Source organism: Arthrobacter sp. 9V (assembly GCF_902506065.1).
In the GTDB taxonomy this organism is placed as follows: domain Bacteria; phylum Actinomycetota; class Actinomycetes; order Actinomycetales; family Micrococcaceae; genus Arthrobacter.
Window position 1 is genome coordinate 1,286,874 of record NZ_LR732912.1, and the last position, 26,169, is coordinate 1,313,042.

General features: G+C 61.7%; 28 protein-coding genes and 1 tRNA gene. 18 read left to right on the forward strand and 11 right to left on the reverse strand.

Annotated features, from left to right (window positions below; all coding sequences use genetic code 11):
- The first annotated feature begins 88 nt into the window (after positions 1–88).
- The 6 genes from BACI9J_RS06050 to BACI9J_RS06075 all read left to right on the forward strand — a co-directional run bounded on the left by BACI9J_RS06050 (position 89) and on the right by BACI9J_RS06075 (position 9,832).
- A complete protein-coding gene (locus BACI9J_RS06050; protein WP_159733597.1) occupies positions 89–1,843 on the forward strand; it encodes a glycerol-3-phosphate dehydrogenase/oxidase in 1,755 nt (584 codons plus the stop codon).
- A gap of 47 nt (positions 1,844–1,890) precedes the next feature.
- Positions 1,891–2,379 (forward strand): PTS sugar transporter subunit IIA, encoded by a 489-nt coding sequence (locus BACI9J_RS06055; RefSeq protein ID WP_159733598.1) that lies wholly within the window; start codon positions 1,891–1,893, stop codon positions 2,377–2,379.
- 70 nt (positions 2,380–2,449) lie between these two features.
- Positions 2,450–3,322: an SURF1 family protein gene (locus tag BACI9J_RS06060; protein WP_159733599.1), complete on the forward strand. Its 873-nt coding sequence runs from the start codon at positions 2,450–2,452 to the stop codon at positions 3,320–3,322.
- Positions 3,319–3,819, forward strand: a complete 501-nt coding sequence (locus tag BACI9J_RS06065; protein WP_159733600.1) for a DUF3817 domain-containing protein — start codon at positions 3,319–3,321, stop codon at positions 3,817–3,819. The genes BACI9J_RS06060 and BACI9J_RS06065 overlap by 4 nt, the downstream gene beginning before the upstream one ends.
- 105 nt (positions 3,820–3,924) lie before the next feature.
- Positions 3,925–5,514, forward strand: coding sequence for a glutamine-hydrolyzing GMP synthase (gene guaA, locus BACI9J_RS06070; RefSeq protein WP_159733601.1), 1,590 nt, complete (start codon positions 3,925–3,927; stop codon positions 5,512–5,514).
- Between the two features lie 160 nt (positions 5,515–5,674).
- A complete protein-coding gene (locus BACI9J_RS06075) occupies positions 5,675–9,832 on the forward strand; it encodes a DUF4011 domain-containing protein (RefSeq protein ID WP_159733602.1) in 4,158 nt (1,385 codons plus the stop codon).
- A gap of 26 nt (positions 9,833–9,858) precedes the next feature.
- On the opposite strand, the gene cpaB is transcribed toward BACI9J_RS06075, so the two are convergent.
- The 3 genes from cpaB to BACI9J_RS06090 all read right to left on the reverse strand — a co-directional run bounded on the left by cpaB (position 9,859) and on the right by BACI9J_RS06090 (position 11,767).
- A complete protein-coding gene (gene cpaB, locus BACI9J_RS06080; RefSeq protein WP_159733603.1) occupies positions 9,859–10,668 on the reverse strand; it encodes a Flp pilus assembly protein CpaB in 810 nt (269 codons plus the stop codon).
- A gap of 63 nt (positions 10,669–10,731) precedes the next feature.
- Positions 10,732–10,998 (reverse strand): FmdB family zinc ribbon protein, encoded by a 267-nt coding sequence (locus BACI9J_RS06085; protein ID WP_159733604.1) that lies wholly within the window; start codon positions 10,996–10,998, stop codon positions 10,732–10,734.
- Between the two features lie 133 nt (positions 10,999–11,131).
- Positions 11,132–11,767, reverse strand: coding sequence for a 5-formyltetrahydrofolate cyclo-ligase (locus tag BACI9J_RS06090; RefSeq protein ID WP_236558504.1), 636 nt, complete (start codon positions 11,765–11,767; stop codon positions 11,132–11,134).
- Positions 11,768–11,865: 98 nt separating this feature from the next.
- Here BACI9J_RS06090 and galU point away from each other — a divergent pair, with 98 nt between their 5' ends.
- From galU to BACI9J_RS06115, 5 genes are all read left to right on the forward strand, one after another.
- Complete coding sequence (gene galU, locus BACI9J_RS06095; protein ID WP_201296519.1) at positions 11,866–12,801, forward strand: UTP--glucose-1-phosphate uridylyltransferase GalU; 936 nt, start codon at positions 11,866–11,868, stop codon at positions 12,799–12,801.
- Between the two features lie 6 nt (positions 12,802–12,807).
- Entirely contained in the window at positions 12,808–13,419 is a 612-nt protein-coding gene (locus BACI9J_RS06100) for a GNAT family N-acetyltransferase (protein ID WP_159733606.1), read from the forward strand.
- Positions 13,420–13,564: 145 nt separating this feature from the next.
- The gene (locus BACI9J_RS06105) at positions 13,565–14,455 is read left to right on the forward strand and encodes a hypothetical protein (protein ID WP_159736371.1); all 891 of its coding nucleotides are present in this window, start codon (positions 13,565–13,567) and stop codon (positions 14,453–14,455) included.
- Positions 14,456–14,461: 6 nt separating this feature from the next.
- Positions 14,462–15,253, forward strand: coding sequence for an SDR family oxidoreductase (locus tag BACI9J_RS06110; RefSeq protein WP_159733607.1), 792 nt, complete (start codon positions 14,462–14,464; stop codon positions 15,251–15,253).
- Positions 15,254–15,299: 46 nt separating this feature from the next.
- Positions 15,300–15,372: transfer RNA gene (locus tag BACI9J_RS06115), tRNA-Ala, on the forward strand.
- A gap of 43 nt (positions 15,373–15,415) precedes the next feature.
- Here the strand turns inward: BACI9J_RS06115 and BACI9J_RS06120 are convergent.
- The 4 genes from BACI9J_RS06120 to BACI9J_RS06135 form a co-directional block, all read right to left on the reverse strand.
- Positions 15,416–15,883 (reverse strand): hypothetical protein, encoded by a 468-nt coding sequence (locus BACI9J_RS06120; protein ID WP_159733608.1) that lies wholly within the window; start codon positions 15,881–15,883, stop codon positions 15,416–15,418.
- Between the two features lie 91 nt (positions 15,884–15,974).
- Positions 15,975–16,385 (reverse strand): Hpt domain-containing protein, encoded by a 411-nt coding sequence (locus tag BACI9J_RS06125; RefSeq protein WP_159733609.1) that lies wholly within the window; start codon positions 16,383–16,385, stop codon positions 15,975–15,977.
- On the reverse strand, positions 16,369–17,118 hold the full coding sequence (locus tag BACI9J_RS06130) for a signal peptidase I (RefSeq protein ID WP_159733610.1): 750 nt from the start codon (positions 17,116–17,118) through the stop codon (positions 16,369–16,371). The genes BACI9J_RS06125 and BACI9J_RS06130 overlap by 17 nt, the downstream gene beginning before the upstream one ends.
- A 128-nt stretch (positions 17,119–17,246) precedes the next feature.
- Entirely contained in the window at positions 17,247–17,855 is a 609-nt protein-coding gene (locus tag BACI9J_RS06135) for a TasA family protein (protein WP_159733611.1), read from the reverse strand.
- Positions 17,856–18,080: 225 nt separating this feature from the next.
- Here BACI9J_RS06135 and arr point away from each other — a divergent pair, with 225 nt between their 5' ends.
- The 7 genes from arr to BACI9J_RS06170 all read left to right on the forward strand — a co-directional run bounded on the left by arr (position 18,081) and on the right by BACI9J_RS06170 (position 23,002).
- Positions 18,081–18,494 carry an NAD(+)--rifampin ADP-ribosyltransferase gene (arr, locus tag BACI9J_RS06140; protein WP_159736372.1) on the forward strand — a complete coding sequence of 138 codons (414 nt, stop codon included), beginning with the start codon at positions 18,081–18,083 and terminating at the stop codon, positions 18,492–18,494.
- Positions 18,495–18,796: 302 nt separating this feature from the next.
- Positions 18,797–19,333, forward strand: a complete 537-nt coding sequence (locus tag BACI9J_RS06145; protein ID WP_159733612.1) for a PadR family transcriptional regulator — start codon at positions 18,797–18,799, stop codon at positions 19,331–19,333.
- 5 nt (positions 19,334–19,338) lie between these two features.
- The gene (locus BACI9J_RS06150) at positions 19,339–21,042 is read left to right on the forward strand and encodes an ABC1 kinase family protein (protein ID WP_159733613.1); all 1,704 of its coding nucleotides are present in this window, start codon (positions 19,339–19,341) and stop codon (positions 21,040–21,042) included.
- A gap of 28 nt (positions 21,043–21,070) precedes the next feature.
- Entirely contained in the window at positions 21,071–21,592 is a 522-nt protein-coding gene (locus BACI9J_RS06155) for a universal stress protein (protein WP_159733614.1), read from the forward strand.
- Positions 21,582–22,022, forward strand: coding sequence for a fluoride efflux transporter FluC (locus BACI9J_RS06160; RefSeq protein WP_159733615.1), 441 nt, complete (start codon positions 21,582–21,584; stop codon positions 22,020–22,022). Before BACI9J_RS06155 ends, BACI9J_RS06160 begins: the two co-directional genes overlap by 11 nt.
- A complete protein-coding gene (crcB, locus tag BACI9J_RS06165; RefSeq protein ID WP_159733616.1) occupies positions 22,019–22,390 on the forward strand; it encodes a fluoride efflux transporter CrcB in 372 nt (123 codons plus the stop codon). The genes BACI9J_RS06160 and crcB overlap by 4 nt, the downstream gene beginning before the upstream one ends.
- 81 nt (positions 22,391–22,471) lie before the next feature.
- Positions 22,472–23,002 carry a ferritin gene (locus tag BACI9J_RS06170; RefSeq protein WP_141285964.1) on the forward strand — a complete coding sequence of 177 codons (531 nt, stop codon included), beginning with the start codon at positions 22,472–22,474 and terminating at the stop codon, positions 23,000–23,002.
- Positions 23,003–23,040: 38 nt separating this feature from the next.
- On the opposite strand, the gene zapE is transcribed toward BACI9J_RS06170, so the two are convergent.
- From zapE to BACI9J_RS06190, 4 genes are read right to left on the reverse strand one after another with little or no spacing between them, the layout of a single operon-like run.
- Positions 23,041–24,189 (reverse strand): cell division protein ZapE, encoded by a 1,149-nt coding sequence (gene zapE, locus BACI9J_RS06175; RefSeq protein WP_236558513.1) that lies wholly within the window; start codon positions 24,187–24,189, stop codon positions 23,041–23,043.
- Entirely contained in the window at positions 24,186–25,181 is a 996-nt protein-coding gene (gene corA, locus BACI9J_RS06180; RefSeq protein ID WP_159733617.1) for a magnesium/cobalt transporter CorA, read from the reverse strand. The genes zapE and corA overlap by 4 nt, the downstream gene beginning before the upstream one ends.
- 10 nt (positions 25,182–25,191) lie before the next feature.
- Entirely contained in the window at positions 25,192–25,617 is a 426-nt protein-coding gene (locus BACI9J_RS06185) for a DUF1761 domain-containing protein (RefSeq protein ID WP_159733618.1), read from the reverse strand.
- A 19-nt stretch (positions 25,618–25,636) separates the two neighbouring features.
- Entirely contained in the window at positions 25,637–26,152 is a 516-nt protein-coding gene (locus tag BACI9J_RS06190; RefSeq protein WP_159733619.1) for an Lrp/AsnC family transcriptional regulator, read from the reverse strand.
- Between the last annotated feature and the right edge of the window lie 17 nt (positions 26,153–26,169).

Genomic DNA, 26,169 nt, shown 5'->3' on the forward strand with positions numbered 1-26,169 from the left:
GAAGACCGTCCCTGAGCGCCCTGCCCAAGCCGGCAAGCAACAAGTAGGGTAGGGGACTACCAAGCTGTTGCGTTTGAGGAGGGGTCCGATGAGCAATGTTGCAGGCGGTCCGCAGGTACATTCACCGGGAGCACTGAGCCCGGAATCCCGCGCCGCATCAATCGAAGTCTTGAAAGCCACTGCTCAAGCGGGCAAAGAGCTGGACATCCTGATTGTTGGAGGCGGCGTGGTGGGTGCCGGCGCAGCCTTGGATGCCGTTACCCGTGGGCTCACGGTAGGCATCGTCGAGGCCCGGGACTGGTCCTCCGGCACGTCGTCCCGATCCTCGAAGCTCATCCACGGTGGACTGCGATACCTGGAGATGCTCGATTTCGGCTTGGTGCAGGAAGCCCTCCAGGAACGGGGGCTGCTGATCCAGCGCATTGCTCCGCACCTGGTGCGCCCAGTCCCTTTCCTTTACCCTCTGACGCGCCGTATCTGGGAGCGCCCCTATGTGGGTGCGGGAATTATGCTCTATGACACTTTGGGTCTGACCTCCGGCAACAGCCGGGGCGTCCCCATGCATAAGCACCTGTTCCGTCGCGGAACACTCCGCGCAGCTCCGAGCCTCAAGGAAGATGCCTTCGTAGGCTCCATCCGCTACTACGATGCCCAGGTAGACGATGCCCGCTTGGTAGTTAACCTCGTGAGGACCGCGGCGCACTATGGCGCCCACGCCGCGAATCGGGTCCGGGTGGTGGACTTCCTCCGTGAAGGGGAACGCGTTGTTGGCGCCAAAGTGGAAAACCAAGAGGACGGCAGCGTCTTTGAGATAAGGGCCAAACAAGTGGTCAACGCCACCGGCGTTTGGACCGATGAAACGCAGGCAATGGTGACGGACCGTGGCCAGCTCAAGGTCCGCGCATCCAAAGGAATCCACCTTGTGGTTCCGCGGGACCGGTTCCAGTCCACCGTGGGGCTGATTCTTCGCACCGAAAAATCCGTGCTCTTTGTGATCCCCTGGGGTCGCCACTGGATCATCGGCACTACTGATACTGATTGGACGCTGGACAAAGCCCATCCGGCAGCTTCCAGCAAGGACATCGATTATGTCCTGGAGCATGTCAATAAAGTTCTCAAACGCCCCCTGACCCGTGAAGATGTGGAAGGAGTGTACGCAGGCCTCCGCCCGCTGCTGGCCGGGGACAATGACTCCACCGCCAAGCTGTCCCGGGAGCATGTGGTGGCGCATCCGGTGCCCGGACTCGTGGTGGTGGCCGGCGGAAAGTACACAACGTACCGGGTCATGGCCAAGGATGCCGTGGACGAGGCAACCAGGGCCATGGACGAACGCGTTCCATCCAGCTGCACAGAGACCATTCCGCTCCTTGGGGCAGAGGGATTCAAGGCTGCTTGGAACCGGCGCAGCAGGCTGGCAGAACAGGCTGGAGTGCACGTAGCAAGGGTGGAGCACCTGCTCAACCGCTTCGGATCCATGACCCCCGAGGTCCTTGAGATCATCGCCGCCCGGCCGGAACTGGGGGAGCCCCTCCCCGGAGCGGACGACTACTTGGCCGCGGAAGTTGTTTATGCAACTACCCACGAGGGCGCACGCCACGTTGACGACGTCCTGACCCGCCGCACCCGTATCTCCATCGAAGCATGGGACCGGGGTGTGTCTGCTGCGCCTGTAGTAGCTAAGCTGATGGGAGAAATCCTGGACTGGAGCGAAACCCAGCGGGAAAGCGAAATCAGGCACTACCTGGCGCGCGTGGAAGCCGAAAGGCTCAGCCAGCAGCAACCCGATGACGAATCGGCCGATGCTGCGCGCATGGGAGTGGATGACATCGTCCCCCTTCGCTGACCAGCTCAAGGAATTGAGGCCGGCAGGCCACACGGAGGGAACACAACTTGGCTGAACCACTTGACCGGTACGACGCGGAACTGACAACCCCGGATACGGTCATCCTCGAACTTGTTGCCCAGGACAAAATCGACGCCGCAGCGCAACTCGCTCACAGGCTCCACGCAGCTGGCAGGATTACCAATCTCGAGGGCTTTCTGGAGCAGGTGCACTCACGGGAGCACCAGCTTGCCACCGGTCTTCCCGGCGGAATCGGCCTACCGCATGCCCGCAGTGAGTTCGTGGACAGGATCTCAATAGCCGTTGGTGTGACCAAATTCGGGCATGCCTTGGACTTCGGCGCCACTGACGGTCCGGCAACCCTGATCCTCCTCATCGCCACGCCCGCCAGTTCCTTCTCGGATCACCTCGAGGTTCTTGCCACCTTGGCCCGGTCCCTTTCGAAGGAGTCCTTCCGGGAGTCCCTTCGCCGGGCGCACGACACCGAGGTCATTTCCGAACTCATCAACTCCAGCCTGGTGTTTTTCGACCACTAGAGATTGGGGCCCTGCTGACCCATTCCAGGCCGTTTCGTTGTTCTACAGCCGGACGAAGTACGGTTAAGGGGTGTTGAAAACCGCGTTGAAACCCCGCTGGATCGCAGGACTGATCTTTGCACTTCTGCTGTCCGGGGTGTTTGTGCTGCTCAGCCAATGGCAGCTCAGCCGGTCCGCCCAACACGAGCCCCCGGCGCCGTCCAGCATCGAGGAAGTAAAACCCCTGGTGGACGTCCTCCAGCCGGGCGGGTTCTTTCCCGGTTCCGTCTCGGACCAGATGGTCTCCGCCACTGGTACGTATGATCCCGGGAAGCAGGTCCTCGTAGAGGGCCGCCTTTACAACAACCAAAAAGGTTTCTGGATTGTCTCCGCCTTTGCCGTCGACGACGCCCCCACGCTTAAGGGCGCCGGTGCCTCTTCCCGGACGTGGATTCCGGTGGCCCGCGGCTGGGTGGCTGATGCCGCCCAAGCCGGCCCGCCGCCGTCGGGAACCATCACTGTCACCGGTCGCCTGATCCCCTCTGAAGCGCCCGTTCCAAACGTCGACGCCGGTCCGGACCGCGCGTCGGCAGTTTCCTCAGCGGAGCTCATCAACAAGTGGGAAGTGTCCAGTTACCAAGGCTTCATCGCCGCCACCTCCGAAGTTTCGGGCGGTGCCGCGATTCCCCTTGGAGACGACGTCAAGGCGCTCAACATCCCGCCGCAGCCTCCTGCAGAGCAGGTCAACTGGTTGAACCTCTTCTATGCAGTGGAATGGGTTGTGTTCGCCGGGTTCTCGATTTTCATTTGGTGGCGGCTGGTGAAGGACGACTACCGGCGCGACCTCGAAGAAGATGAGGACGAGGACGACGAGTTCGACGACGACGAGGCCACAGCAGCCGGCCAACCCGAGACAACCACAGAACCTACAAGCCCAGAGCCAGAACAAAAGGTGCAGCAATGATTGAGCCAAAACCGGCCATCCAGCCCGAACAGTCCGGACCCAAGCCCAAGAAGCGGCGATTCGGCGGGACAGAAGCACAAATCCGTTCGGCGTTGAAGTTCTATAAAGTCATGGCGTACCTCACCGGCGCCATGCTTCTCCTGCTGTGCGCCGAGCTGATCGCCCGCTACGGCTTCGGTGTCTCACTTTTTGCCGGCGGTACCGACGCAGTGACGGGCCAGCCGTTTGGTTTCGGTTTTGCAGAGTCAGAACCCAAGGGCGTCATTGGCGGCTTCAACATCTCCACCTCGGTGCTCATTGTTCACGGCTGGATGTACGTGGTCTACCTGATTTCGAACTTCCGTCTCTGGTCTCTGATGCGGTGGCCGTTCTCCAAAATGGTCCTCTTGGCGCTTGGTGGCGTCGTTCCGCTGCTCTCCTTCATTGTGGAGAAGAAGTTCCACGCACAGGTGGAAGCGGAACTCGCAGCCAATCCGCAGGCGTCCAAGCGCTACTAGGACGTAAGGGATCCAAATGTGAGATCCCTAACGGCGGGGCCGTTTTGGGCCTCAAGCGCCTTTGCCGACGTGCACCGGGGCGGCCCGGCAAAGTAGTCTTGTCTGGTGACTACTCCCACCGCACCCCAAACTTCCCAGAAGCCGGTGCTGGTTGTTGACTACGGTGCCCAGTACGCGCAGCTGATTGCCCGCCGCGTCCGCGAAGCGAATGTGTATTCGGAAATTGTTCCGCATACCTTCACCACCGAGCAGCTTCTGGCCAAAGACCCGGCAGCCATCATTCTCTCCGGAGGGCCCTCCAGCGTTTATGCGGAGGGCGCGCCGTTCGTGGGTGCTGACCTCTTCGAGGCCGGCGTTCCCGTTTTCGGCATCTGCTACGGATTCCAGGCCATGGCGAACGCCCTGGGCGGCAAGGTGGCCCAGACCGGTTTGCGGGAGTACGGTGCCACCGAAGCACTTCTCGTGGGTGATGCACGCTCCATCCTGGACGGTGTCCCGTCGTCCCAGAACACGTGGATGAGCCACGGAGACTCGGTTCACGAAGCCCCGGAGGGCTTCGAAGTTCTGGCCACGACGGCCGGTGCCCCTGTGGCTGCCTTCGCCAATGATGAGAAGCGCCTCTACGGTGTGCAGTGGCACCCCGAAGTTAAGCACTCCGTCCTTGGACAGCACGTCCTGGAGAACTTCCTGTTCAAGGGTGCGGGCTTGAGCCCCAACTGGACCACAGGCAACATCCTCGAAGAGCAGGTGGACCGGATCCGCCAGCAGATCGGCGACTCCAAGGTCATCTGTGGCCTCTCCGGTGGAGTGGACTCAGCCGTAGCTGCCGCTTTGGTTCAGCGCGCTGTCGGTGACCAGCTGACGTGTGTGTTTGTTGATCACGGACTCCTGCGTGAAGGCGAAGCCGAGCAGGTGGAACGCGACTTCGTGGCAGCCACCGGCGTCAAGCTGTACGTTGCCAACGAGCAAGAACGTTTCCAGTCGGCATTGGCCGGCGTCAGCGATCCTGAGACCAAGCGCAAGATCATTGGCCGCGAATTCATCCGCGCCTTCGAGGAAGCGGAGCGGGCCATCATCGCCCAGGCCGCTGCCGAGGGTGAAAAGATCAAGTTCCTTGTCCAGGGCACCCTGTACCCGGACGTCGTCGAATCAGGCGGCGGTGAAGGTGCGGCAAACATCAAGAGCCACCACAACGTGGGTGGGCTCCCGGAGGATCTGCAGTTCGAGCTCGTTGAGCCGCTGCGGGCCTTGTTCAAGGATGAAGTCCGCGCCGTGGGTGCGCAGCTTGGCTTGCCGCAGGAAATCGTCGGCCGCCAGCCGTTCCCGGGTCCGGGCCTGGGAATCCGCATTGTGGGCGAAGTGACCAAGGAACGCCTGGACCTGCTGCGTAAGGCTGATGCCATCGCTCGCGCGGAGCTCACCGCCGCAGGTTTGGATAACGACGTCTGGCAGATGCCCGTGGTCCTCTTGGCCGACGTGCGCAGTGTGGGAGTCCAGGGCGACGGCCGCACCTACGGCCACCCGATCGTGCTTCGTCCGGTGTCTTCGGAAGACGCCATGACGGCGGACTGGTCGCGCTTGCCGTATGACCTTCTTGCCCGGATCTCCAACAGGATCACCAACGAGGTGGATGGAGTTAACCGCGTGGTACTGGACGTCACCAGCAAGCCACCGGGAACCATCGAGTGGGAATAGCACTTTGAGTGGCCGGCTTCCTTTGGGAGGCCGGCCATTTTGCTTGAATCCGGGGTGCTTCCGTCCTGCCAACCACCGGCAGCTGTGAAATGACGGCGAATTTCGCGTGGAACAGCGTTGCGGAGCGAGGTGTCCGAGGATTCCCGCTACCCTCGAAAGTATGCCGGTATGGTCCAAGGCGTCTAAAGCTAGTACAGAAAAGAAGGCAGAAGTCGTGTCAGTAGGTCAAGGCCAGGAAGAGGGCTCCGAAGAGCTCCGTAAATGGCTGTCTGGTCTCAAACCCGTCACCGGGGCGGACACAATGCTGCGCTTCGTCAAGACGCCTGAAGGCGCTATCGATCTCAGCAATGCCCACCCGTCAGGGCTGGCGCAGTTGCTCGCAGGCAGACGAACACGTCTGTCCACCCTCATCAGGGATCGTCAACAGTACTTGGTGGCGGCCAGGGCGGCCCGCAACATCCGGTCCAAGATCTTCGAGCTCAGCAACGACCGCGGCATAGAGGCCGGGTACTTGTCCGCCGGGACCGTGGTGTGGACTTCCGCCGTAGGAGGCAAGCCCCAGCGCGTTTCGGCACCCGTGATGCTCACGTCCATCGTGCTGACTGTCAGGCCGGGCGAGGACGACTTTGAGCTCCAGCTCACCGAGCAAGCGCGAATGAACCCGGCACTGGTGCGTCATCTGAAGACAGTTCACGGCATCGTTTTCGACGTCAACGCCGTGGCGCGCATGGCTTACAACACTGCCCGGCTTGATCCCCAGCCTGTCCTGGACCGTTTGTCAACGCTGATTCAGCCGATCCACGGTGCCGAGGTGGAGTTCAACCTGCTGGTCACTACGCTGGCTGACTTGTCGGGCAACCTCGATGATCCTTGGATCAACATGAACAACCCCACAGTGGCGGCGCTCTCAACTGCCGCCAACGGTGGAGATATTGAGCCCGAGCCGATCAAAGCGGGCCGGTTCCCCAGCCTGGACCTTCGGGATCCGGCTGATGAACTTCTTTTGCTCGATGCCGACACTGATCAGCAGTATGTGGTGGATGCCGTTCGGGCCGGCGACTCCCTGGTTGTCAGCACCCCACCGGGCAGCGGCCAGACGCAAACCGCTATCAATGCGATCGGTGCGTTGGTCAGCGAAGGCAAGTCCGTCCTGGTGGTGGGAGACAGGCAAGCAAGCCTGGCGGGACTTTCGGGCCACCTTGAATCGTTGGGCCTCGAATCCATCCTCTTCAGGCCCGGCAACGGCACCACGCCGCAGCAGCTCAAAGGCCAGCTGGTCAGGGCCATCATGCGCAATGAGAAAGCGCTTGAACCACAGCTTGGCAACCTCCATCAAACACTGACCGGCCACCGCCATGCCCTGATGGACCACGTAGCGTCCCTGCATAACGTTCGGGAACGCTGGGGTTGCTCGCCCTATCAGGCAATGCAGTCGCTTGCTGAACTGACATCGATACACCCGGCACCCTCCACAACGGTGCGCCTGAAGCGAAGCGTCCTGGACAACATCAAGGATCGTGAAGAACTCGCGGGCCGCCTGCGTCGGGCTGCAGAGCTTGGCAGCTTTAGCAGTGCCTCCACTTCCAGCCCGTGGTACGGCGCCCGTTTGGTGACCCGTAAGGAGACCGAGGAAGCACAGCAGCTTGCGCGCCTGGCAGAGGAGAAGTTGCCGGTCCTGCGGGACCGAATGAAGCAGGTCTCCGATCACGCCGAGATTCGCCTGGGTGAGACTTTCACTGAGTGGGGCGCCCAGCTGGAACTGCTGATCGCCGTCCGGGAGAGCCTGGATAAGTTCACACCGGACATCTTCGACCGTCCGGTGCACGATCTCATTTCCGCCACTGCCAGCTCTGCCTGGCGCCGTGAACGTAATCTTGAGATGCCCTCGATGCAGCGCTCCCGTCTGCGCAGGGTGGCTAAGGAATATGTTCGGCCCGGTGTTCACATTGCGGACCTCCACAGCTCCCTGGTCCTGGTCCAGGAGCAGCGGGCTCTGTGGGCAGGCTACGCCACCACCCAGCGACACCCGGCAGTTCCCTCGGGCCTCGCCGACCTCGGCGCGCTCTACCGGGAACTCGATGGCGAGCTGCGCCGACTTGGTGATGCGCTCAAGCACACCTCGGATGGCGGCTCCCTCCACGGGACACCATACCTGCAACTCATGGAACGGCTGGAGCGGCTTGTTGCTGACACGGCCACGTTGGAGACACTTCCGGAGCGGACGCTCCTCATCGAGGAAATGCGCGAGCACGGACTCGGGGAGCTGCTGGCTGACCTTGCTGCCCGGGAAGTCCAGGCGTCGTCCGTAGCCGCCGAATTGGATCTGGCCTGGTGGCAGTCCGCCTTGGAAGCCATGATCAGCGGTGATGATTACCTCGCCATGTCTGACGGTGATTCCTTGCGCCGGCTCGAAGCGGAGTACCGCCTTGCCGACCAAGCGCATATTGCCAGTGGCGCCGCTCGCCTCCGTTGGCAGCTGGCACAGAAATGGCGTCAGGGTCTTCTTGAGCACCCACGGCAGGCGGAACTGCTCCGTGCGCTGTTGAAGGATGGCCGGGTGACATTGCCCGCGCTGAGCGCCCAGGCGCCGGATCTGGTACCGCTGCTTGTCCCGGTTTGGTCCGTCAGCCCTTACTTGCTCACCGGGGTTCTCCCCGCAGAGCAGAAATTCGACGCCGTGGTGATCATCGACGCCGAATCCACTTCGTTGCAGGCCGTTCTCCCGGCAATCGCGAGAGCGCGCCAAGTGGTTGCCTTCGGTGATGCCAAGATTGCCCACGCGCGCACGTTCAGCGTTGCCGTGGAGCCCCCCGTTGCCGGTGTAGCCAGCCATGAGAACGTGGACAGCGCCTTCAAGGCATTGTCCAGGGTCCTTCCCACATGGCAACTGAACTGGGTCTACCGTGCGGTGGACGAGGACCTGATCCTCCAGTTGAGCAAGAACTATTACGACGGCGGACTGCGCCGTTTGCCCGACGGCAACTCGGTCACGGGCCTGGACCGTTCGATCCACGTGGAGTACATTCCGGACGGTACCGGCTTGCCCGGGGCTGATCACGAGGGCGTCGAGTCCGTCACCGCGGAGGTAAACCGCGTGGTGGATCTTGTCTTTGAACATGCCAGGCTCCGGCCCCGCACATCCTTGGCCGTAGTGACGGCGAGCTTGCGCCATGCTGCCAGGATTGGCGAGGCCATCAGGCTTCAACTGCCTAACCACCCTCTGCTGTCCAGCTTCTTCGGAGCGGGGCCTGAGTCCTTCCGTGTGGTGGACCTCGAGCGTGCCCAAGGTCTGGTGCGTGACCACGTGATCTTCTCCTTGGGCTATGGCCGCACGCCGCATGGCCGCGCGCTCCATTCGTTTGGTCCCCTGTCCACCGAGGGCGGGCGTAACCGTTTCGCCCTTGCGATGACACGTGCCCGACGCTCCATGCATGTGCTCACGTGCTTCCGGCCCGAGGACCTTGACCTCGATCGCCTGGCTCATGGCGCGGTGGACTTCTACGAACTGTTGGACCGTGAGCTCTCCGGAAACAGCAACCTGGGAACTCCTGCCTCCCGTGCTGTAGCCAGCGAGCAGGCTTTGGGCGAAGATCCCCTGGTGGCTGATCTTGGCGAACGCTTGCGCGCCCGTGGAGCGCGGGTGTGGCACCTTTACGACGGCGTGCTGGACATCGCGGCGGCGGCTGACCCGGTACACACCATTGGCCGGGAGGGCGCTGAAATTCCCACCCCCGTCGCCATCGAGTCCGACGGTACTGAACGTTACAGGCGGATGAGCGTCCGGGAGCGGAGCCGGTTGCGGCCGCAACTGTTGGAGCGCATGGGGTGGCGCTACATGTCGCTTTGGACGATCGAGGTCTTCACCGATCCTTCCTCTTGCGCGGACCGCATCGGTTCCTACTTGGGTCTTGAGAATCACCTCGCCCAATCGGCGTCGGCCCACAGTGGTTTCCTTCACGCAGATGGGGAAGAATTGAATACGGGAAACGAGCAGCCTTTGTTGCCTGGAGATTCCCTTGACCATACTGAAAATGAAGTACTCCAAAGCGACGTTCATGAGACAGAGAACCCGAAAGAAGCACCACTGATGGATCAGGAAACAGACGCCGAGGACCGCGCTGCTGAGGAATCCGGGGATAAGATCGTCAGCGGTTCCGGGAACGAAGCTGCGGACCAGAAGTCCACTGCTGGCAAGACGGGTTCCACCGGCATTCTTCCTACCAAAGCCGCGGAGGATGATCCGCGGCGGTGGGGCGATGACTCGGGTTACGACCATGAGCAGTGGCTGAAGGAACAGAAGCCCCCGCACTGGGGCTAAGCAGCGGCGGCGCATTCAGCGGCCGGTTACGGGTTGACCAAAACAAAGAAAAGCTTGCCTTGCGTTGATGCGCCGGCAAGCTTTTCTGCTTGTTGAGGATCGGCGGCCACCACCACCAGTCCATCAGTGTCGCCTGTCCCCAGCCATTCACCTGGCTTGCCGCTTTGGGCCGATGTCCAGAGCACGGGTACTGGGCCTGCAAGAATCTGGCTTTGCCTTGTTTCGTCGTAGGACCCGGATGCGGTGAGGACCACTGTGACGAGTTGCCCGGGGGAGAGAAGCTGGATAGATGATGGATCGGCCATCCGGAGTGGGACGGCAGCCGAGCCCACGGGCGCTCCCGTCAGGAGGCCAGGGCCCAGGAGGCTTGATTCCGAGGGTATCTGGCCCCTGCCGAGGGGGGATGCGAGTTGGCGGCCCACAAAGGCGTCCACGGTGTCCGAAGCTCCGCCGATAGCAAGATCGGGGGGCACCTCAACACTGCTGAAATCAGTGGCGGTAAGGCTGGTCCCCGTTGGCAGGTCCCGGGCTGCCACAAGAATGCTTACTCGCTGCTCCGACGCAGGGGTGAGTTGCTGGACTGCAATACCGGCAGCCACACATAACAGGAGCGCCACTGCCAACCGGCGGTTGCGGGCAAGCCAGGAGCCGAAACCCGGCCGGTAGCCCCGCTGACCAGCCTGAACTCGTGGTCCATTGCGGCCGAACCGTGTGTTGGTCCGGGCGGGGGAAGGCGGAGGCAGGGAAGGCGTACGGCTCAGCGTTGGCCCATCACCGGGGCCGTTCGTCGAGCGTTCGGCGCGGGCGAGGAGGGCGCTGCGTGACATATGTGGCATGACGCCACGTTAGCCAGCTTGCCGGGCCGCAAATAGCGCCAGGTTGACGTATGTGGAAAACGCTTAGCTGGTTGCCGCTGCGGTTGCCGGTGCTGCAGCAGGTGCCGCGGCCGAGGGAGCCGCGGGTGACGCCGAAACGGTGCTGCCCTTGGCATCACGGGAATCAGTCCGGTAGAACCCCGAGCCCTTGAAAACGACGCCCACGCTGTTGAACTTCTTCCTCAACGCACCTTTGCATTCGGGGCACTCCGTCAAAGAGCTGTCAGAGAAGGACTGGACGATGTCAAAGGCATGGTCACAGTCTTTGCAGGCGTATGCGTATGTGGGCACTGAGTTCCTCCTTTAGGACAAAGTTCAGGTCCTGTGCAGCGTTGACGGAGAAATTCCGCCTTAGCAGTCGCAGGGCCTGAGTGCCAATTCTATCATCGGTAGCCAGCGGGTGTACCAGTGGTTGTGCGGGACCTCACTTCCCCACCCGTCCTCGGTCAGCCTGCTCGACGCCGGGATGGAGCTGGATGACTCCGGAAGGCGTCAGAACCTGATGCACGGGTTGATCAAACGCCTCGGCGGGTATGGAACCTGAAGGTAACAAATCGTCGTCAAACACCACTGCGATGGTGGGCGGACGGCCACCGGAAGCGTCGAGGCCCTGAAGGAGCCTGTCATAGTAGCCGCCGCCTTGGCCGATGCGGTTGCCATCGAGGTCTACCGCCGTGGCGGGCATGAAGATTCCCGCGGTACCGGCTACCACTGAGCTTTCAAGGCGTTCACCCTCCGGCTCGTCTATGGGCGCATAGGAAGACCGGACAAACACTGTTTCAGGTGTCCAATGCACCCAGCTCAGGAGCCGCCCCGGCTCGCAGACGGGCAAGAGGACCCGGTGGCCGGCCTGGTGCAGCGAATTAATCAGCGGGATGGTGGGCGGCTCGAAGGCCACGCCGAGGTACACGGCGAAGGTACCGGACGCAGCGGGGGACACCGTTGCCGCCCAAGCTGTGCCGTGCTCCGCAAGCGACCTTCCGGCGCGGGCCAAGTGCTCCGGACTGAGGGTCCGCCTGTGAAGTCGTCGGCTGCTGCGAATGTCTTCCTTCGATGCCATCTGTGTCCGATCCTGTGGTTGAAGCATGCGCGTTGGGCAGCAGGGGTTGTCCACGCAGGAAACCAAATGTGCTATCCACGCGGCGAGGGGTTTAGCCGATGATGTGTTCCGTCCGTTACATTAGTCCGGTGACTCTAGAAAACAACGCTGTCCGTAAGGCTGTCATTCCCGCAGCAGGCCTTGGCACCCGGTTCCTTCCCGCCACTAAGGCGATGCCGAAGGAAATGCTGCCCGTGGTGGACAAGCCTGCCATCCAGTATGTAGTCGAAGAAGCAGTCAAGGTGGGCCTGCATGACGTCCTGATGATTACAGGGCGCAGCAAGCGGGCACTGGAGGACCATTTTGACCGTGTGCCGGCTCTTGAAGCCACCTTGGCTGAAAAGGGCGACACCGCCAAGCTTGAAGCCATTCAGTCCGCCACCAACCTCGGTGACATTCACTATGTCCGTCAAGGTGACCCGAACGGCCTCGGCCACGCTGTCCTTCGTGCAAAGCAGCACGTCGGGTACGAGCCCTTCGCCGTGCTGCTTGGCGATGACCTGATCGATGCCCGCGAGGACCTGCTGAGCGAAATGATTGCTGTTCAGCAGAAGACCGGCGGCTCGGTGGTTGCCCTCATCGAGGTGGAGCCTTCCAAGATCAGCGCTTACGGTTGCGCAGATGTTGAGGACAACGGTGAGGACGGCTATGTGCGCATCAAGCAGCTCGTTGAAAAGCCTTCTCCGGAAGAGGCGCCGTCCAACCTCGCTGTGATCGGGCGTTACGTGCTGCACCCGGCCGTGTTCGAAGTCCTGGAAAAGACGGCTCCCGGTCGTGGTGGAGAAATCCAGCTGACGGACGCCCTTGAGGTGCTCGCTGCCGGCGAAGGTGAAGGCTACGGCGTCTACGGCGTTGTCTTCCGCGGCCGCCGTTATGATACCGGTGACAAGCTCAGCTACCTCAAGGCGTGCATCGAACTTGCTTGCGAACGCGAGGACCTCGGTCCTGAGCTTCGTGAGTGGCTGCCCAACTTCACAGCCGCGCTTCCCAAATAGTCCAGAATGTACGGCTCTGCGATCTGGCCGGTAACGCTGGAAAGCGGAGACCTGCTGCTTCGGCCCATCCGATACCGTGACAAGCGGGAATGGTCCGAAGTCCGTTCGCGGAACAGCGAGTGGCTAGCGCCGTGGGAGGCGTCCAACCCGGCTCCGGGTGGGCGCCTGCCCAGCTACCGCCAGATGGTGGCTTCCTTGAATGAGCAGGCGCGCCAGTCAACCGCTTTGCCGTTTCTTATTGTGGAGCGAACCGCCGGCTTTCGCGAGCCGCAAATCGTCGGACAACTGACGGTCTCGTCCATCGTGTGGGGGTCGGCCATGATGGCCACCCTCGGCTATTGGGTTGATAGGGACCGTGCAGGGCGTGGGATTGCTCCAACGGCGGTTGCAATGGCAACCGACCACTGCTTCCGGGTGCTGGGTTTGCACCGCATGGAAATCAACATCCGACCGGAGAACTCTCCGAGTCTGCGGGTTGTGGAAAAGCTCGGATTCCGCGATGAGGGTTACCGGGAAAGGTACCTGCACATAAACGGCGAATGGGCCGATCACCGATCCTTTGCCTTAACTGCCGAGGAAGTGCCGGAGGGACTCCTGCGCCGGTGGCTTAGAGGATAAACGGGCAGGTCATCGGCCTTTTTGCTCTTATCTCCAGTCATTTGCGGACTCGGCCACGACACACCGGCCGCAATGCCGCCGCACCCGGTGATTTGCTTCTACGGTTTTGAATGTGGACTTCCCTCTCAGCAGCTCAGTGATACTCGTGGTCACTGTCGCGCTGTGGATGGTCTGGGTGGCGCCCTATGTTCTCCGGAACAGGCGGCAACAAGTCCAAACGGCCGCTGTTCCAGCAGAGGCTTTTGACGACGAACCAGACGAAACGCAGGCAGGGGTGGTACTGACTTTGGCACCTCAGCAGGAGAAACCAATGGAGACCATGCACAGCAAAGCACCGGCGTCGCCCCAGGAATCCCCAGCGGCGGAGCCGTCGCTCCGGAAGGCGCCCACCACGCCGTTCACTATCCGTTACGCCCGGCTCACGTTGGCCTTGGCGGGCCTTGCCCTGTTGGTAACGGCCGCGGTTTCCGGAGTTCTACGGATTCTCGGCATCGGCTCAGTGTGGTTGCCGCTGGTGTCGCTCATTGGCGCAGTCCTCGCCGTCGTGACCTTGCGGAAGCTCGCCCTGCGTGACCTTCGCGAACGGCGGGCGCGCCGTGCAGCTCAAGCCTCGCCCATTCCGACGCCTGCGCGTTACCTGCCGAAGGAACCGGCGGCCGAAACGAAGATAACCACGGTTTTCGACGCCGAAGCCACCACTCGTGAAGCTGCGCGGTTGTCCGCCGTGGAACTGCGGGAGGCAGCGCTTGCTGTTGCTGTGGCCGCGGGAGACAAGTCCGCTGAGTTAGCCAGTGACTCCAAGGGTGCCAGTTGGCAGCCGGTGGAGGTCCCGAAGCCCACCTACGTTGATGCTGCCAAAGCGCCCCGTCCGGCTCCTGAGCCATTGGATCTGCCCGAGGCACCAAAGCCCGTTGGCAAGCCTGTGCTGAAACAAAACGTTGAGCAGGCCGAGGCAGCAGGCTCTGTTGTGGCAACTGCCAAGAGCCACAGTGCCCTGAGCAATTTGGATGATGTCCTGCAGCGTCGCCGCGCCTAAGAGCCCATGACAACCATTTGCGTTGCCGGTGGGACGGGCCAGGTTGGCCGTGAAGTCGTCCGGCTGGCAGTGGCTTCCGGTCACAAGGTTTCGGTCCTAAGCCGGCACGTGCCTCCAGTCGGCTCTAAAAAGCACGTCGACGGCGCCACGTACTTTGCGGGCGATGTCACCTCCGGAGACGGTTTGTCGGCCGCTTTGGCGGGCGCCGACGTCGTTATTGATTGCCTTGAGGGGCAATTTGGCAAAGCGCAAAAGCAGTTCGCCGACGGCGGTGGCAGGCTTCTTGGCGCCGCGCAGCTGGCCGGTGTTGGCAAGGCGGTGGCGCTCTCCATCATCAACTGCGACCTGAGCTCGTCCGCCTACTACGCCTCCAAGGCTGCCAAGGAACGGAGGTACGCCGAGTCTGCGTTGCAGACTGCAGTGGTCCGGGCAACCCAGTTTCACGGTTTGGTAGCAATGATTTTCGCTGCTGGTGCCAAGGTCCGGCTGATTCCGACATTCAAAGATGTAAGCCTTCAGTCGATTTCGCCCGTAGACGTTGCAGCAGCATTGCTTGCTGCGGCTGTGGATGATTCGCAGCCGGAGAATCACAGCATGGTGACCATAGCGGGGCCGCAAGCCCTGACCATGCGGGAGATGGCGGAATCCTGGAAGTCAACAACAGGTGCGCGGGGAAGAATTATCCAGCTGCCTTTACCAGGACCGATGGGTGACTTTCTTCGCGCCGGACACAATCTGTCTCCCGAGCAGCCGTACGGCAAGGAGTCGTTCGTGTCGTGGTTGGAAAAGCGCCGGTAAAGTTTGTAGCCTGAGGACACCGGCCGGAGAGTTGAGGCTCGGTTCAGGGGCTATAGCTCAGTTGGTAGAGCGCTTCGTTCGCATCGAAGAGGTCAGGAGTTCGAATCTCCTTAGCTCCACTCTTTTCAAGAGCCGGTTTCCGGAAGCCAAACCGCCGCGTGCTTATGGGCAGTTCAACGTACCGGTGAGGGGTTGGCTTGCCCACGCGTTCGTTGAGTTGGGTATTTTGTAGAAGCCGCGGATCTGGTACGTCCACGTCCCGGACAGGTTGCTCGCGTTCTGGACTCCTGAACTGTAAGACTTACCGGCTGTTTTGCTCATGTCACCGGTGAACTGCACGACGCCGTCAGGGTCAATGATCTTCAACTCGTGATAATTGGCGTACGGGACGGCGGTGAAGGCTCCAACGCTGATCTTTGCCTGGCCGAACCACAAAAACGAATCGCACGACTTCGTCACGGCGACCGTGTTGGCTGCCGGCGCGGTGAGCTTGGCAGCGGCGACGGGCATGGCGCCCGTCTCTGTGTCGTTGAACTGCGCGTGGGCTGGTGAGATCTGGACACCCATCAACAGCAGCACAGCGGCCAGAATAATCGCCGGTACTTGCCAGCTGATGCCCTTGCCCTGCATTGCTCGTTACCGTTCCTGTCGAGTGGATGTTCCACTGTCCAGTGTGCCCAACCGGCCTCAGGAAACGCCTCGGTGAACACTCAAGGTCCGCTCAAGAACGGAATAATCCGCCGTGCCTGTTCAGAGATGCGTGTGCTGCGCGGATGAGGTTGGACCGCGACGCGAGGCAGCGGTCTGTTGTGTGCCGCAGTGACGGGAGCGCTTGAGCGGCGTCCTCGAAATGATTTTCACGGATCATCGATTCCATGGCCCGGCACTGGTGCTCGGTTTCCAAGGCTCCCACCATGGCGGAACTGATCTTCAAGCTGAGGAGTGCGGTTGTGGTCTCTGCCGCGTCGCCCTCGTCCAGTGCGTGGACTATCCTTTCCACCCGCTGCGGGAGCATTGAAAGGTACTGCGCCAGGAACCGCAATGCCGGCTGCGGGTTGCCAAGCTCGTCGGCCAAGGACTGGATTCGACTCAGGTCCCAGTCCCCGGCGGCGGCGCTACGCGGCGGTTTCATCCCCGGCTCCTGCGACGTCTTCCGGGGTTGTCTTGCCCGGGTCTTTGGTCCAGATGGAGGCGAGCATTCCGATCACCAGGATGGCGGGTGCGCCGTACATGAGGGTGTTCATGACCATGGGTTCGCGGAGGGTGCGGATGGCGTTGCCGACGTAAGGGATGGTGGCGATCTGCTTGTCCACGGTTTTGCCTTGAAGGGTGGCGATCCAGGGGTCGATGCCGTTGTTGGCGTCGCCTTTGGTTTGGACTGCGGTGCCGCCGTCTGCGGTGGTGGTGATCTCGGTGATGCGGTGGGTTTCCACGCGTTGGTCTTCGACGGGGATGTGGTAGGTGATGATGTCGCCTACTTTGATGTCCGTGACGGGGGTGGGGATGGTGACGACGACGTCGCCCGGGTTGATCAGCGGGGCCATGGATCCGGTGAGCATGGTGGAGGTCTGGTAGCCCAGGATCCGGGGGCCGATGGCCAGGAGCAGGAACACCAATGCGCCCAGGACCAGCATTCCCACGCCGATGCCCTTGGCTGCTTTGCCGGCGGCCCGGCGGAATGTGCCCGGTTGAGCGGTGGCTACGGTGGTGGCCGCTGCGGGCTGCTTCACAGCGGCGGTCTCGGTGGTGGCCTTCGCGGCAGCTTCGGCGGCCTGAGCCGCTGAGATCCCGACGGCGGCGCTAGCCTCCTCGGCGGAACGTCGGCCATGGACTGCGGGTGCGGTGATGCTGGTGAGAGTGCTCATTGCCTGGCGTTCCTTCCGTGGGGAGTGGAGCTCGTAGTGGGAATCGAGCTTGCTGGTGGGTCAATACCGGCGGACCTGATCGGGCAGGGGGGGCGCCCGACCAGGCCCGGCGGGGCTGGTGGTGGTGCTTACTTGGTGGTTTCGGTGCGTTGGGTGCCGGTGAAGGCGAAGGCGATGGTGGAGGTGGCGCCTTGGAAGGTGTTGTCTGCGGTGGTGGGGAACGCGGTGGTGATTTTGAGGTTGTCGGTTTTGGCCGAGGTCAACGAGGTGAGGTTGTTCAGGGCCTTGTTCGCTGCGATGACGGGGCCGGAGGCCAGGACGGTGCTTCGGGTGCCGGCGCAGTTGTAGGGTGCGGTGGCGCCGGTCCAGGCTACGGAGCAGTTTTCGATGGTCAGTTGCAGGCCGTTGGTGGCGTCTGTGGTGAGCAGGGAGGCGGTGGCGCCGGCGGAGGTGGTGAGGGTGACGTTGTTCAGGTCCGAGTTGCCGGTATTGGCCAGGGTGACGAGTTTTTCGACTTTGTCTCCGGGCAGCATTCCTGCGATGGGGACGTTGAGGGTGTTGGCCGGTCCGGGGGCGCCCAGGGCGATGGCGACGGTGCCTGCGGTGACGGCTTGGGAGGCGGAGGTGGAGGAGGTGAACGCGCCGTAGGTGCCCATGCCGGCGACGGCGGCTGCGGTGCCTACCAGTGCGACGGAGGCGAGGATCTTGCCGGAGGTGGTTTTGAGGCTGATGGCCATGGGAATCAGTTTCCTTTCGGGAGGCCACCGTGAGACCGGCCGGCCGTTCATTTTCCAGCCTCTCTGGCTGACAAGAACTACTGTGCCGGGCCCGGATCAAGAAGGAATCCTGTGAACGGTCAACACTTCCTCAGGAAAACCTCAAGACTCCCGCAGCGCAGGAATCCGGCCCTGGCTCACGAAGTTCCTTGAGCCTGGAAGTAGGCTGTAACCGTGAGTCAGCCTCTGGTAAATCAACCGCTGGACGAAGGTCCCTTCTATCACGGGACGAAGGCCGATCTCAGGGACGGCGATCTCCTGAGACCAGGCTTCAGATCGAACTACCGTCCTGAAGTGGTGATGAACCACATCTACTTCACGGCCCTACGGGACGGCGCAGGTTTGGCTGCCGAGCTCGCGGCCGGCGACGGTGAACCGCGCGTCTACGTCGTTGAACCCACCGCTGCGTTCGAGGACGATCCGAACGTGACGGATAAGAAATTTCCCGGCAACCCCACCCGTTCGTTTCGCAGCAGCGCCCCGCTGAAAGTCATCGGTGAGGTTACTGACTGGATTCGCTTAACTCCCGAAGCACTGCAGGAATGGCGGGCACGCCTCGCAGCAATCGTCGCGGATGAACGCGGAGAAATCATCAACTAAGGATGTGTCGGCGGCTCCTTCCCGAGCGGACAAGTAGTGCATGCCGCGGGAGCCACAAAAGTCGAGTACCCACTACTCGTGCACCCGCTAAGCGGGGAGCCTTTACTGGATCCAGCGGATCCACGCACCGGCGACGACCCCCCTCGTTCGCTGGAGCTGCCCCAGGATCCGCGGCAGGGGCCGGACGGCATCACCCAGAAGTGCTGTCCGGCCCTGCGCAGAGTGGCCATTGTTTTGGGGACCAAGCATGTATATCGTTAACTATCGTTCAGTATCGTTCGCGACATACAGAGGTGGACCTGATGCACAACTCATTTCCTGCAAACGGATTTATGGGAAACAACCTGGACGGCATGTGGCAGGCCGTGGAGGAGTTTCGCTCGCGGTTTGAAAAGCGCTCCGGCACCCGCGCCGGCCGAGGTGAGTTGAGGACAGCCATTCTGGCTCTTCTGGCTGAGCGCCCCATGCACGGCTATCAGATCATCCGTGAAATCGAAGAGCGCAGCGGTGGAAGCTGGAAGCCGAGCGCCGGGTCGGTATACCCAACCCTTCAGCTGCTGGCCGATGAGGGTTTCGTCAGTACAGAGGAAGCCAACGGCCGCAAAATTTACTCCCTCACGGAGGCGGGCCGCGAGGATGTTGCAAGCGCCGAAACAGCGGCGCCCTGGGAATCCACGGGAAACACTTCAGGTTTCGCAGCACTACCCAAGGCGGGGGTGGAGCTTGCCCAAGCGGCGGCCCAAGTGGGGCGGACCGGAACCCCAAAGCAGGTTCAGGAGGCTGTGACGGTGCTGGAAGAGGCGCGTCGCCGGCTGTATTCGATCCTCGCCCAGGACTGAAGGGAGTGACGTCGCTTCGACGCGACCGGACGGATCCCATGGCCGGGGAAGCCCGTGCCCGCTATCGACGAATCCTCAAGTTTGCCGCATGGCACTTGCTGATGACGTGGTGGTTCGAGCTGTTCCTGCCTCGGGTGGGTCTGCGAAAACTGACTGAGCGCAACCGCCCGCAAAGGATGCGGCGTTTTGCCAGGCGATTCCATGGCCTTGCTGTGGAGCTCGGTGGCCTGATGATCAAAGTGGGTCAGTTCATGTCTTCCAGGTTGGATGTGCTTCCGCCTGAGATCACGGCCGAACTGGAGGGCCTTCAGGACGAAGTGCCGCCGGTTCCCTTTCCCGCCATCAGGGCCCTCGCCGAAGCTGAGCTGGGAGCGCCCTTGGAATCCGTGTTCGCTTCGATCGAGGAGGTGCCCATAGCCGCGGCATCCCTTGGACAGGCGCACCGGGCGAAACTCCTGCCCGGCATAGCCGAAGACACCGGCCTGAGCAGCGTGGTTTTCAAAGTACAACGGCCGGGCATCGACACGATCGTGGACGTCGATCTGGCCGCTTTGCGACGCGTAGGAGGGTGGCTCAGCCGCATCCGCATCGTCTCGAACCGCGCTGACGTGCCCGCCCTGATCAAGGAATTCGCACACACCAGTCTTGAGGAGATCGACTACCTTAACGAGGCTGCAAATTCAGAGCGCTTTGCAGCTGACTTCGTGGACGACCACCGGGTGACTGTGCCGGGAGTCGTTTGGGAACGGACCACACGCCGGGTGCTCACTCTGGAAGATGTCACTGCAATCAAGATCACTGATGCCGGGTCGCTTCGCATGGCCGGGATTGATCCGGCGTCGGTTGCTCCCGTTTTTGCGTCGGTGATGTTTGACCAGTTGTTCACCAAAGGCTTCTTCCACGCCGATCCGCATCCAGGCAACATCTTTGTCACCCCTGATTCCACGTCGGTGGAACGCCCGTGGAAACTAACGTTCATCGATTTCGGGATGATGGGCGAGGTTCCGGCGAAGACCAGAAGCGGATTGCGCAAACTCCTGATCGCGGCAGCGTCGCGGGATGGAAAGGGCCTGGTGGCCGCTATCAGCGATGTGGGGGTGCTGATGCCTTCGGCTGATACGGCTGAGTTGGAACGGGCCATGACGCAACTCTTCTCCCGTTTTGGCGGCATGGGCTTCGCTGAACTTCGCGAAGTGGACCCGCGGGAGTTCCGCGATTTCGGGGCGGAGTTCGGCACGGTGATCAGGTCGCTTCCGTTCCAGCTGCCGGAGAATTTCCTGCTCATTATCCGCGCCATGTCGCTGACGTCGGGGGTGTGTAGTTCGCTGGATGCCCGGTTTAACCTGTGGGACTCAGTGGAACCGTACGCAGCACAGCTGCTTCGGGATGAACGCGGCAACCTCGTCTCTGACATCGCAGGGCAGGCGTTCGACGCCGCTGCTGTCGCCTTGCGTCTGCCGAAACGACTGGACGGACTGGTGACCCGGTTCGAGGACGGAACGCTCCAAGTATCCAACCGTCGTCTGGAACGGCAAATGTCCCGGCTCATCGTGTTGGTCCGGCGAGCTGTGGCGGCAGTGATCTTCGCAGCTCTGCTGGTGGCTGGATCTGTGGTTCGATCCGATGACCTGGTGCTCGGCAACGTGGTGATGATCGCCTCGGCCTTACCGCTGCTCTATGGTCTTTGGCCCGGACGCGGCACTCAGTGAGCCACTTCCGTCGTCGTAGAATTGCGCTGTGACTGAGACCCCCGAACCCCATCCCGAGGCCGCCGGCAAGATGTCCGGCCCTATCCTGGTAGGAGTGATGCCCGGGCAACAGCCGATCGTCGTGGAGCAGGCAGCACAGGTTGCTGCTCGTGCGGGCCTGCGGCTGGTTTGCGCCTATTCCGATGTCACGGTGTATCCCATGGATGGAACAACCGGAGGGCCGGCGGCGCCGATCGACCCCGATGGCGTTGATGGAGCCCAAGGCATCCCGGAAGCACTGGAAAAAGACCTGGCCGAACAACTGGCCGGCATGGATGTTGAGTGGTCCGTAGTACCGCTTGCGGGAGAGCCCGCGCATGCCTTGGCCCGCCAAGCCGGAACCATTGGTGCCTCCATGATCGTGGTGGGAACCCGTGAGCACAAGCTGACTGCTGCGCTCAAAGAGCTGACGGCAGGTTCCGTGGCCCGGCATTTGTTGCATCGCCAGGACCTGCCGGTCCTCGTTGTCCCCGTGAACCCCCGGGTCCGGGACGATCACGATGACGACTGAGGCAGGAAAGCCGGTTCACTTTCACTGGGGCTTCATCGGCATAGTGGCCGCCGGGGGCGTCTTCGGAGCGCTTGCCCGTTACGGCCTTGGACTGGTGATACCAGCGCCGGATGCCTGGCCACTGCCTACCTTGGTCATCAACTTGTCAGGGGCATTGGCCCTTGGGGCGTTGTTGGAAGGACTCTCCCGCAGAGGGCCCGACGTCGGTAGTCGCCGGGTTTTGCGGCTGGCGTTGGGAACAGGGTTCCTGGGGGCATATACGACCTACAGCACCCTCGCTGTGGATGCTGTCCGGCTGTTCACGGCGGATGCGGCGCCCGGAGCTTTCGGGTACCTGGCCGCAAGCTTGTTCGGGGGAGCCGCGGCGACAATTGCCGGCATCTGGTTGGGTGCTTGGCAGCACCGGCGCGTCAGCGGACCAGCTTCGTGACGGTCATACTCCTTGCTCTCGCCGGGGGAGTCGGTGCAGCGGTCAGGTTCATGGTGGACGGTTGGATCCGGCAGCGCATTAAGACCGCACTGCCCTGGGGAACCATCCTGATCAATGTCACTGGTTCCTTTGCTCTGGGGTTCCTCGCTGGACTGATGATGCGGGGCCAGGCGTCCGGGTCCCTGTTCCTGATCCTCGGGACGGGCTTTCTGGGCGGATACACCACGTTCAGTACTTCCAGCGTGGAGACCATCCGGCTCATCCAGAGTGGAAGGACGGGTTTGGCGCTCATCAATGGCCTAGGGTCCATGGCGGCCAGCGTTCTTTCTGCAGCTTCCGGAGTAGGCATCAGCCTGTTGCTGCCCTGACCCGCTGCTGACCTGTTCCTGAGGTGTGCAGTGGCCAAGCTCACCAGTCTGAGTGTCATTGCCCGCCTGTAGGATCGAGCCATGGCTAAGAAGACTTTCAATGAGCTGTTGTCCGCCCAGGTTGCCAATGAGTTTGCGGCCTCCCAGCAATACATTGCAGTAGCTGTGTACTTTGATGGCGAGGATCTGCCGCAGCTGGCGCGTCACTTCTATCGCCAGTCCCTTGAAGAGCGTAATCACGCCATGATGATGGTCCAGTACATGCTGGACCGTAACGTACACGTGGAAATCCCGGGGATCGCTCCGGTTCGCAACAACTTCACCAACGCCAAGGAACCCATTGCGCTCGCCTTGGAGCAGGAAAAGGAAGTCACCCGCAACATCGAGGAGATGTTCCGCGTTGCCCGTGCAGAAGGTGACGCCCTGGGTGAGCAGTTCATGCTGTGGTTCCTGAAGGAGCAGGTTGAGGAAGTTGCCTCCATGACCACGCTGCTGAACATTACTGAACGTGCCGAGAACCTCTTCGACATCGAGAATTACGTAGCCCGCGAGACCGTAGGTGACGGCGGAAACGACACCAGCGCTCCGTCCGCCGCCGGCGGCGTCATCTAACTGGCCCGGGGTACTTGCTTGAAGAAGCCGCTCGAAGCTCAGCTTCCAGCGGCTTCTTCGCGTTCCAATGGTTCGTCCTGATGGGATCGGCCCAGCAGGGATAAACGGCTGGCGATGCGCGCGAGATCCACAGGCAAAACGCTCCCGCCCGCCTCAATGTCCCAGTCAAGGGGGGCGGAGCCGATCAGGAACAAGGTGACGTCTTGGTCGTAGAGCACATCCACCACGTTGCTGAACCGCTGCCACGCCGGGGCGGTAGCGGCATCCCCTTCACTTGGCGACGGGACGTCGTCAATGACCCAGGTCCGGAACGTCTCGGCCAGGGACAGGAAGTCCGAGGTGGAGGTCAGCCCGCCGCACAGTTCCTCATAACTTACCCAGAGAAGGTCAGGGTCCGAGTTCTTGACCACGATCGGCTGGGTTGTGGGCTGCAGGACACGGCTTTGGGATGGTGTTGGCCTGAAGAGGCCGAGGCGTCCTAATTGTCCGGGTGTACCGGGGGAGATGATGCGTCCTGAGCGGAATGCTCCGGTAGCCGTGGCAGGACGGGTTCCCGCTGCCGGGTAGCGACGAAAATCCGAGGCGCCGTTGATCTCCACCACATCCATCATGTCCTTGATGGCCTCAATGGTTGGCAGGAAGTGGTCATGCCACAGGGGATTGGGCAGTAAGTCCTCAGGCGCGTAGTTTGAGGTGACCACCATGGAAACACGGCGCTGCGCCGCAGTTCGTAGCAGGCGCGAGATGAACATGCCGTCGCCGATGTCGTGGACGTGGAACTCGTCAAAGAACAACACGTCGACGCCGTCCAGCAAGGCGTCCACAGACCTCTGGATCGCTGTACCGTTGCCGGACTCCATCCCGTGGAGGCCGCCGTGAAGACTGCGGAAAAAATCGTGGAAGTGGACACGCCGTTTCCGAGCTTCAAGCCTTCCGTAGAAAGCGTCCATCAGCCACGTTTTTCCACGGCCTACAGGTCCGTGAAGGTAAAGGCTTCGTGGCCGCTTTCCGGGAAGCGCCCGACGGCGGCCCGTCACTTGGGCACCAAAAGTGGCCAACCGCTCAGCTGCTGACCGCTGATTGGGTTCAAGCTCAAAACCTGACCTTCCGGCGTCGCGCACTATGCCCGCAAGCAAGGTGCGTGCGGTGTCATGCTGGCCTCGAGGACGTCCCAAGGAGGGCGTCACAGCCAGCCTTTGCGCTTGAAAATGAGGTACATCAGCAGTGCTGCGCCGAACATCAGCCCCACCGCGAGGGGATAACCGAAGTCCCAGTGCAGCTCAGGCATATGGTCGAAGTTCATGCCGTAGACGCCCGCCACGAAGGAGGGTGCGAAGAGGATGGCAGCCCATGAGGAGATCTTCTTGACCTGCTCGTTTTGCGCAGCGCTGGCCTCGTTCTGGCGGTTTGCCGTCAAGGTGCCATCCAGGGTCAGGGCGTTCTGCAACAGGTCCCGGAAGGAGTTCACACGGGAGATGACGCGCTGCACGTGGTCCTCGACGTCGCGGAGGGAGCGCTGCAGTTCAATATCCACGCCGTACTTTTCGAACCCCTTTTCCAGAAGTGCCATCATGTCCGGCAGTGGCTGGATAGCCCGCTGGAACTGGATTACTTCACGGGCGAGCTCGTAAATGCGACGCGACACAGTGCTGTCGCCGCTGAAAAGCTGGTCTTCGATTTCATCGATGTCGTTTTCGAGGCCTGCCACCACGGGGGCGTAATCATCCACCACTTGGTCCAGGAGAGCGTAGAGCACGGCCTCAGGCCCATGGCAGAGGAGGTCGGGGCGCGTCTCAAGCCGGTGGCGGACCCGGGCCACCCCACCGGTTTCGGCGTGCCGGATGGTCACCACAAAGTTCGGTCCGGTGAAAACGTGGAGCTCGCCGAACTCCACCGTTTCGGTCTCGTCCAAGTACCGGGCCGGACGGAGAACTGTGAAGAGGTTGTGGTCGTAGCGCTCCAACTTTGGACGCTGGTGCGCTGAAACGGCGTCCTCCACGGCGAGTTCGTGAAGTCCGAATTCCTGGGCAACGGCAGCCATCTCGTCCTTGGTGGGACGGTACAGTCCGATCCAAGCCATGCCGCCGTGCTCCGCGAGCATCTCAAAGGTCTGCTCGAGGTTGTGAGGGGTGGCGGTGCGGACGCCGTCTACATATACGGCGTTATCGATGATGGTCACTGGTTGAACGCTACTGCATGGCTCCGATGATCGCGCCCGCAATGGTCATAGCCACAAGGTCATGGCCGGAGTCGATGACGGTTACTGCAGCTGGCCGCCCGGCGAAGCCGTTGTGGATGACATGGCCGCCGGCCCGGAATACCAGAGCAAGGATCAGTGCAAAGAAACCGCCGGCAACAAGAGTATTGAGGTCCAGGGCGCTGATGAGGACCGCCAGGAGAATGCTGGTTACGGCCGCGGCCACCATCATGGGGACCCAAATGCCTGGACCGCCTTCAATGTTCTTGAGGTCCTCTTCTGTTTTGCCGATCGCCTGCATCCACCTGCGGCCGAGAACGGCCGGCATGTACCAGACGAAGCCGATCACCATGCTTGAAACGAAAGCCAATAGTACGGCGAACCAGTTGATCTGGGAGATGTGTGAGAGCCAATCCATGACTAAAATCCTAGTGCGTTCAAGCCTCTGACCCGGTGCTCCGGCCCTCTTGCCTGGACCGTGTTGGTGCTGCCGCCATTCTGCCGACAAGGGGCTCAGTGCGGTAGGGAATGTGGGTGTGCAGGGCCAGGACGGTTTCGGTCCTGATGACTCCCTTGGTTCGGAGCACCGAGCGCAAGGCTGACTGCAAATTGTGGGTGTCCGTTGCTACTACCCGGCACCACAGGTCACCGCGACCGGAAATCTCGTGGACCTCCAACACTTGGGGGATCAGGCGCAAGGCGCCAATAACGCCGTCGAGTTCCCGGTGGGTGACTTCAATGGTGACGAAAGCGACGACGTCGTACCCCACCTTTTCGAGGTCCACTTCACGCCCCGCTGCATGAAGCACACCGGACCTAAGAAGGCGCTTGACCCTGCTTTGAGCGGTGTTGCGGGCTATGCCCAGGGCGTCGCTCAACTCGGCTATCTGGATACGCGGATCCTTGATGAGTTCCAGGAGGATTTTCAAGTCCATGGGGTCAAGGGTGTTCAAATGGTCACTCCAGATCA

What these genes read in the sequence shown, in the direction of transcription:
- BACI9J_RS06050 (WP_159733597.1), top strand. Translation starts at nt 89, where the DNA reads ATGAGCAATGTTGCAGGCGGTCCGCAGGTACATTCACCGGGAGCACTG.
- BACI9J_RS06065 (WP_159733600.1), top strand. Translation starts at nt 3,319, where the DNA reads ATGATTGAGCCAAAACCGGCCATCCAGCCCGAACAGTCCGGACCCAAG.
- BACI9J_RS06075 (WP_159733602.1), top strand. Translation starts at nt 5,675, where the DNA reads ATGCCGGTATGGTCCAAGGCGTCTAAAGCTAGTACAGAAAAGAAGGCA.
- cpaB (WP_159733603.1), bottom strand. Translation starts at nt 10,668, where the DNA reads ATGCCACATATGTCACGCAGCGCCCTCCTCGCCCGCGCCGAACGCTCG.
- BACI9J_RS06090 (WP_236558504.1), bottom strand. Translation starts at nt 11,767, where the DNA reads ATGGCATCGAAGGAAGACATTCGCAGCAGCCGACGACTTCACAGGCGG.
- galU (WP_201296519.1), top strand. Translation starts at nt 11,866, where the DNA reads ATGATGTGTTCCGTCCGTTACATTAGTCCGGTGACTCTAGAAAACAAC.
- BACI9J_RS06100 (WP_159733606.1), top strand. Translation starts at nt 12,808, where the DNA reads ATGTACGGCTCTGCGATCTGGCCGGTAACGCTGGAAAGCGGAGACCTG.
- BACI9J_RS06110 (WP_159733607.1), top strand. Translation starts at nt 14,462, where the DNA reads ATGACAACCATTTGCGTTGCCGGTGGGACGGGCCAGGTTGGCCGTGAA.
- BACI9J_RS06120 (WP_159733608.1), bottom strand. Translation starts at nt 15,883, where the DNA reads ATGCAGGGCAAGGGCATCAGCTGGCAAGTACCGGCGATTATTCTGGCC.
- BACI9J_RS06125 (WP_159733609.1), bottom strand. Translation starts at nt 16,385, where the DNA reads ATGAAACCGCCGCGTAGCGCCGCCGCCGGGGACTGGGACCTGAGTCGA.
- BACI9J_RS06130 (WP_159733610.1), bottom strand. Translation starts at nt 17,118, where the DNA reads ATGAGCACTCTCACCAGCATCACCGCACCCGCAGTCCATGGCCGACGT.
- BACI9J_RS06135 (WP_159733611.1), bottom strand. Translation starts at nt 17,855, where the DNA reads ATGGCCATCAGCCTCAAAACCACCTCCGGCAAGATCCTCGCCTCCGTC.
- BACI9J_RS06145 (WP_159733612.1), top strand. Translation starts at nt 18,797, where the DNA reads ATGCACAACTCATTTCCTGCAAACGGATTTATGGGAAACAACCTGGAC.
- BACI9J_RS06160 (WP_159733615.1), top strand. Translation starts at nt 21,582, where the DNA reads ATGACGACTGAGGCAGGAAAGCCGGTTCACTTTCACTGGGGCTTCATC.
- BACI9J_RS06170 (WP_141285964.1), top strand. Translation starts at nt 22,472, where the DNA reads ATGGCTAAGAAGACTTTCAATGAGCTGTTGTCCGCCCAGGTTGCCAAT.
- BACI9J_RS06185 (WP_159733618.1), bottom strand. Translation starts at nt 25,617, where the DNA reads ATGGATTGGCTCTCACACATCTCCCAGATCAACTGGTTCGCCGTACTA.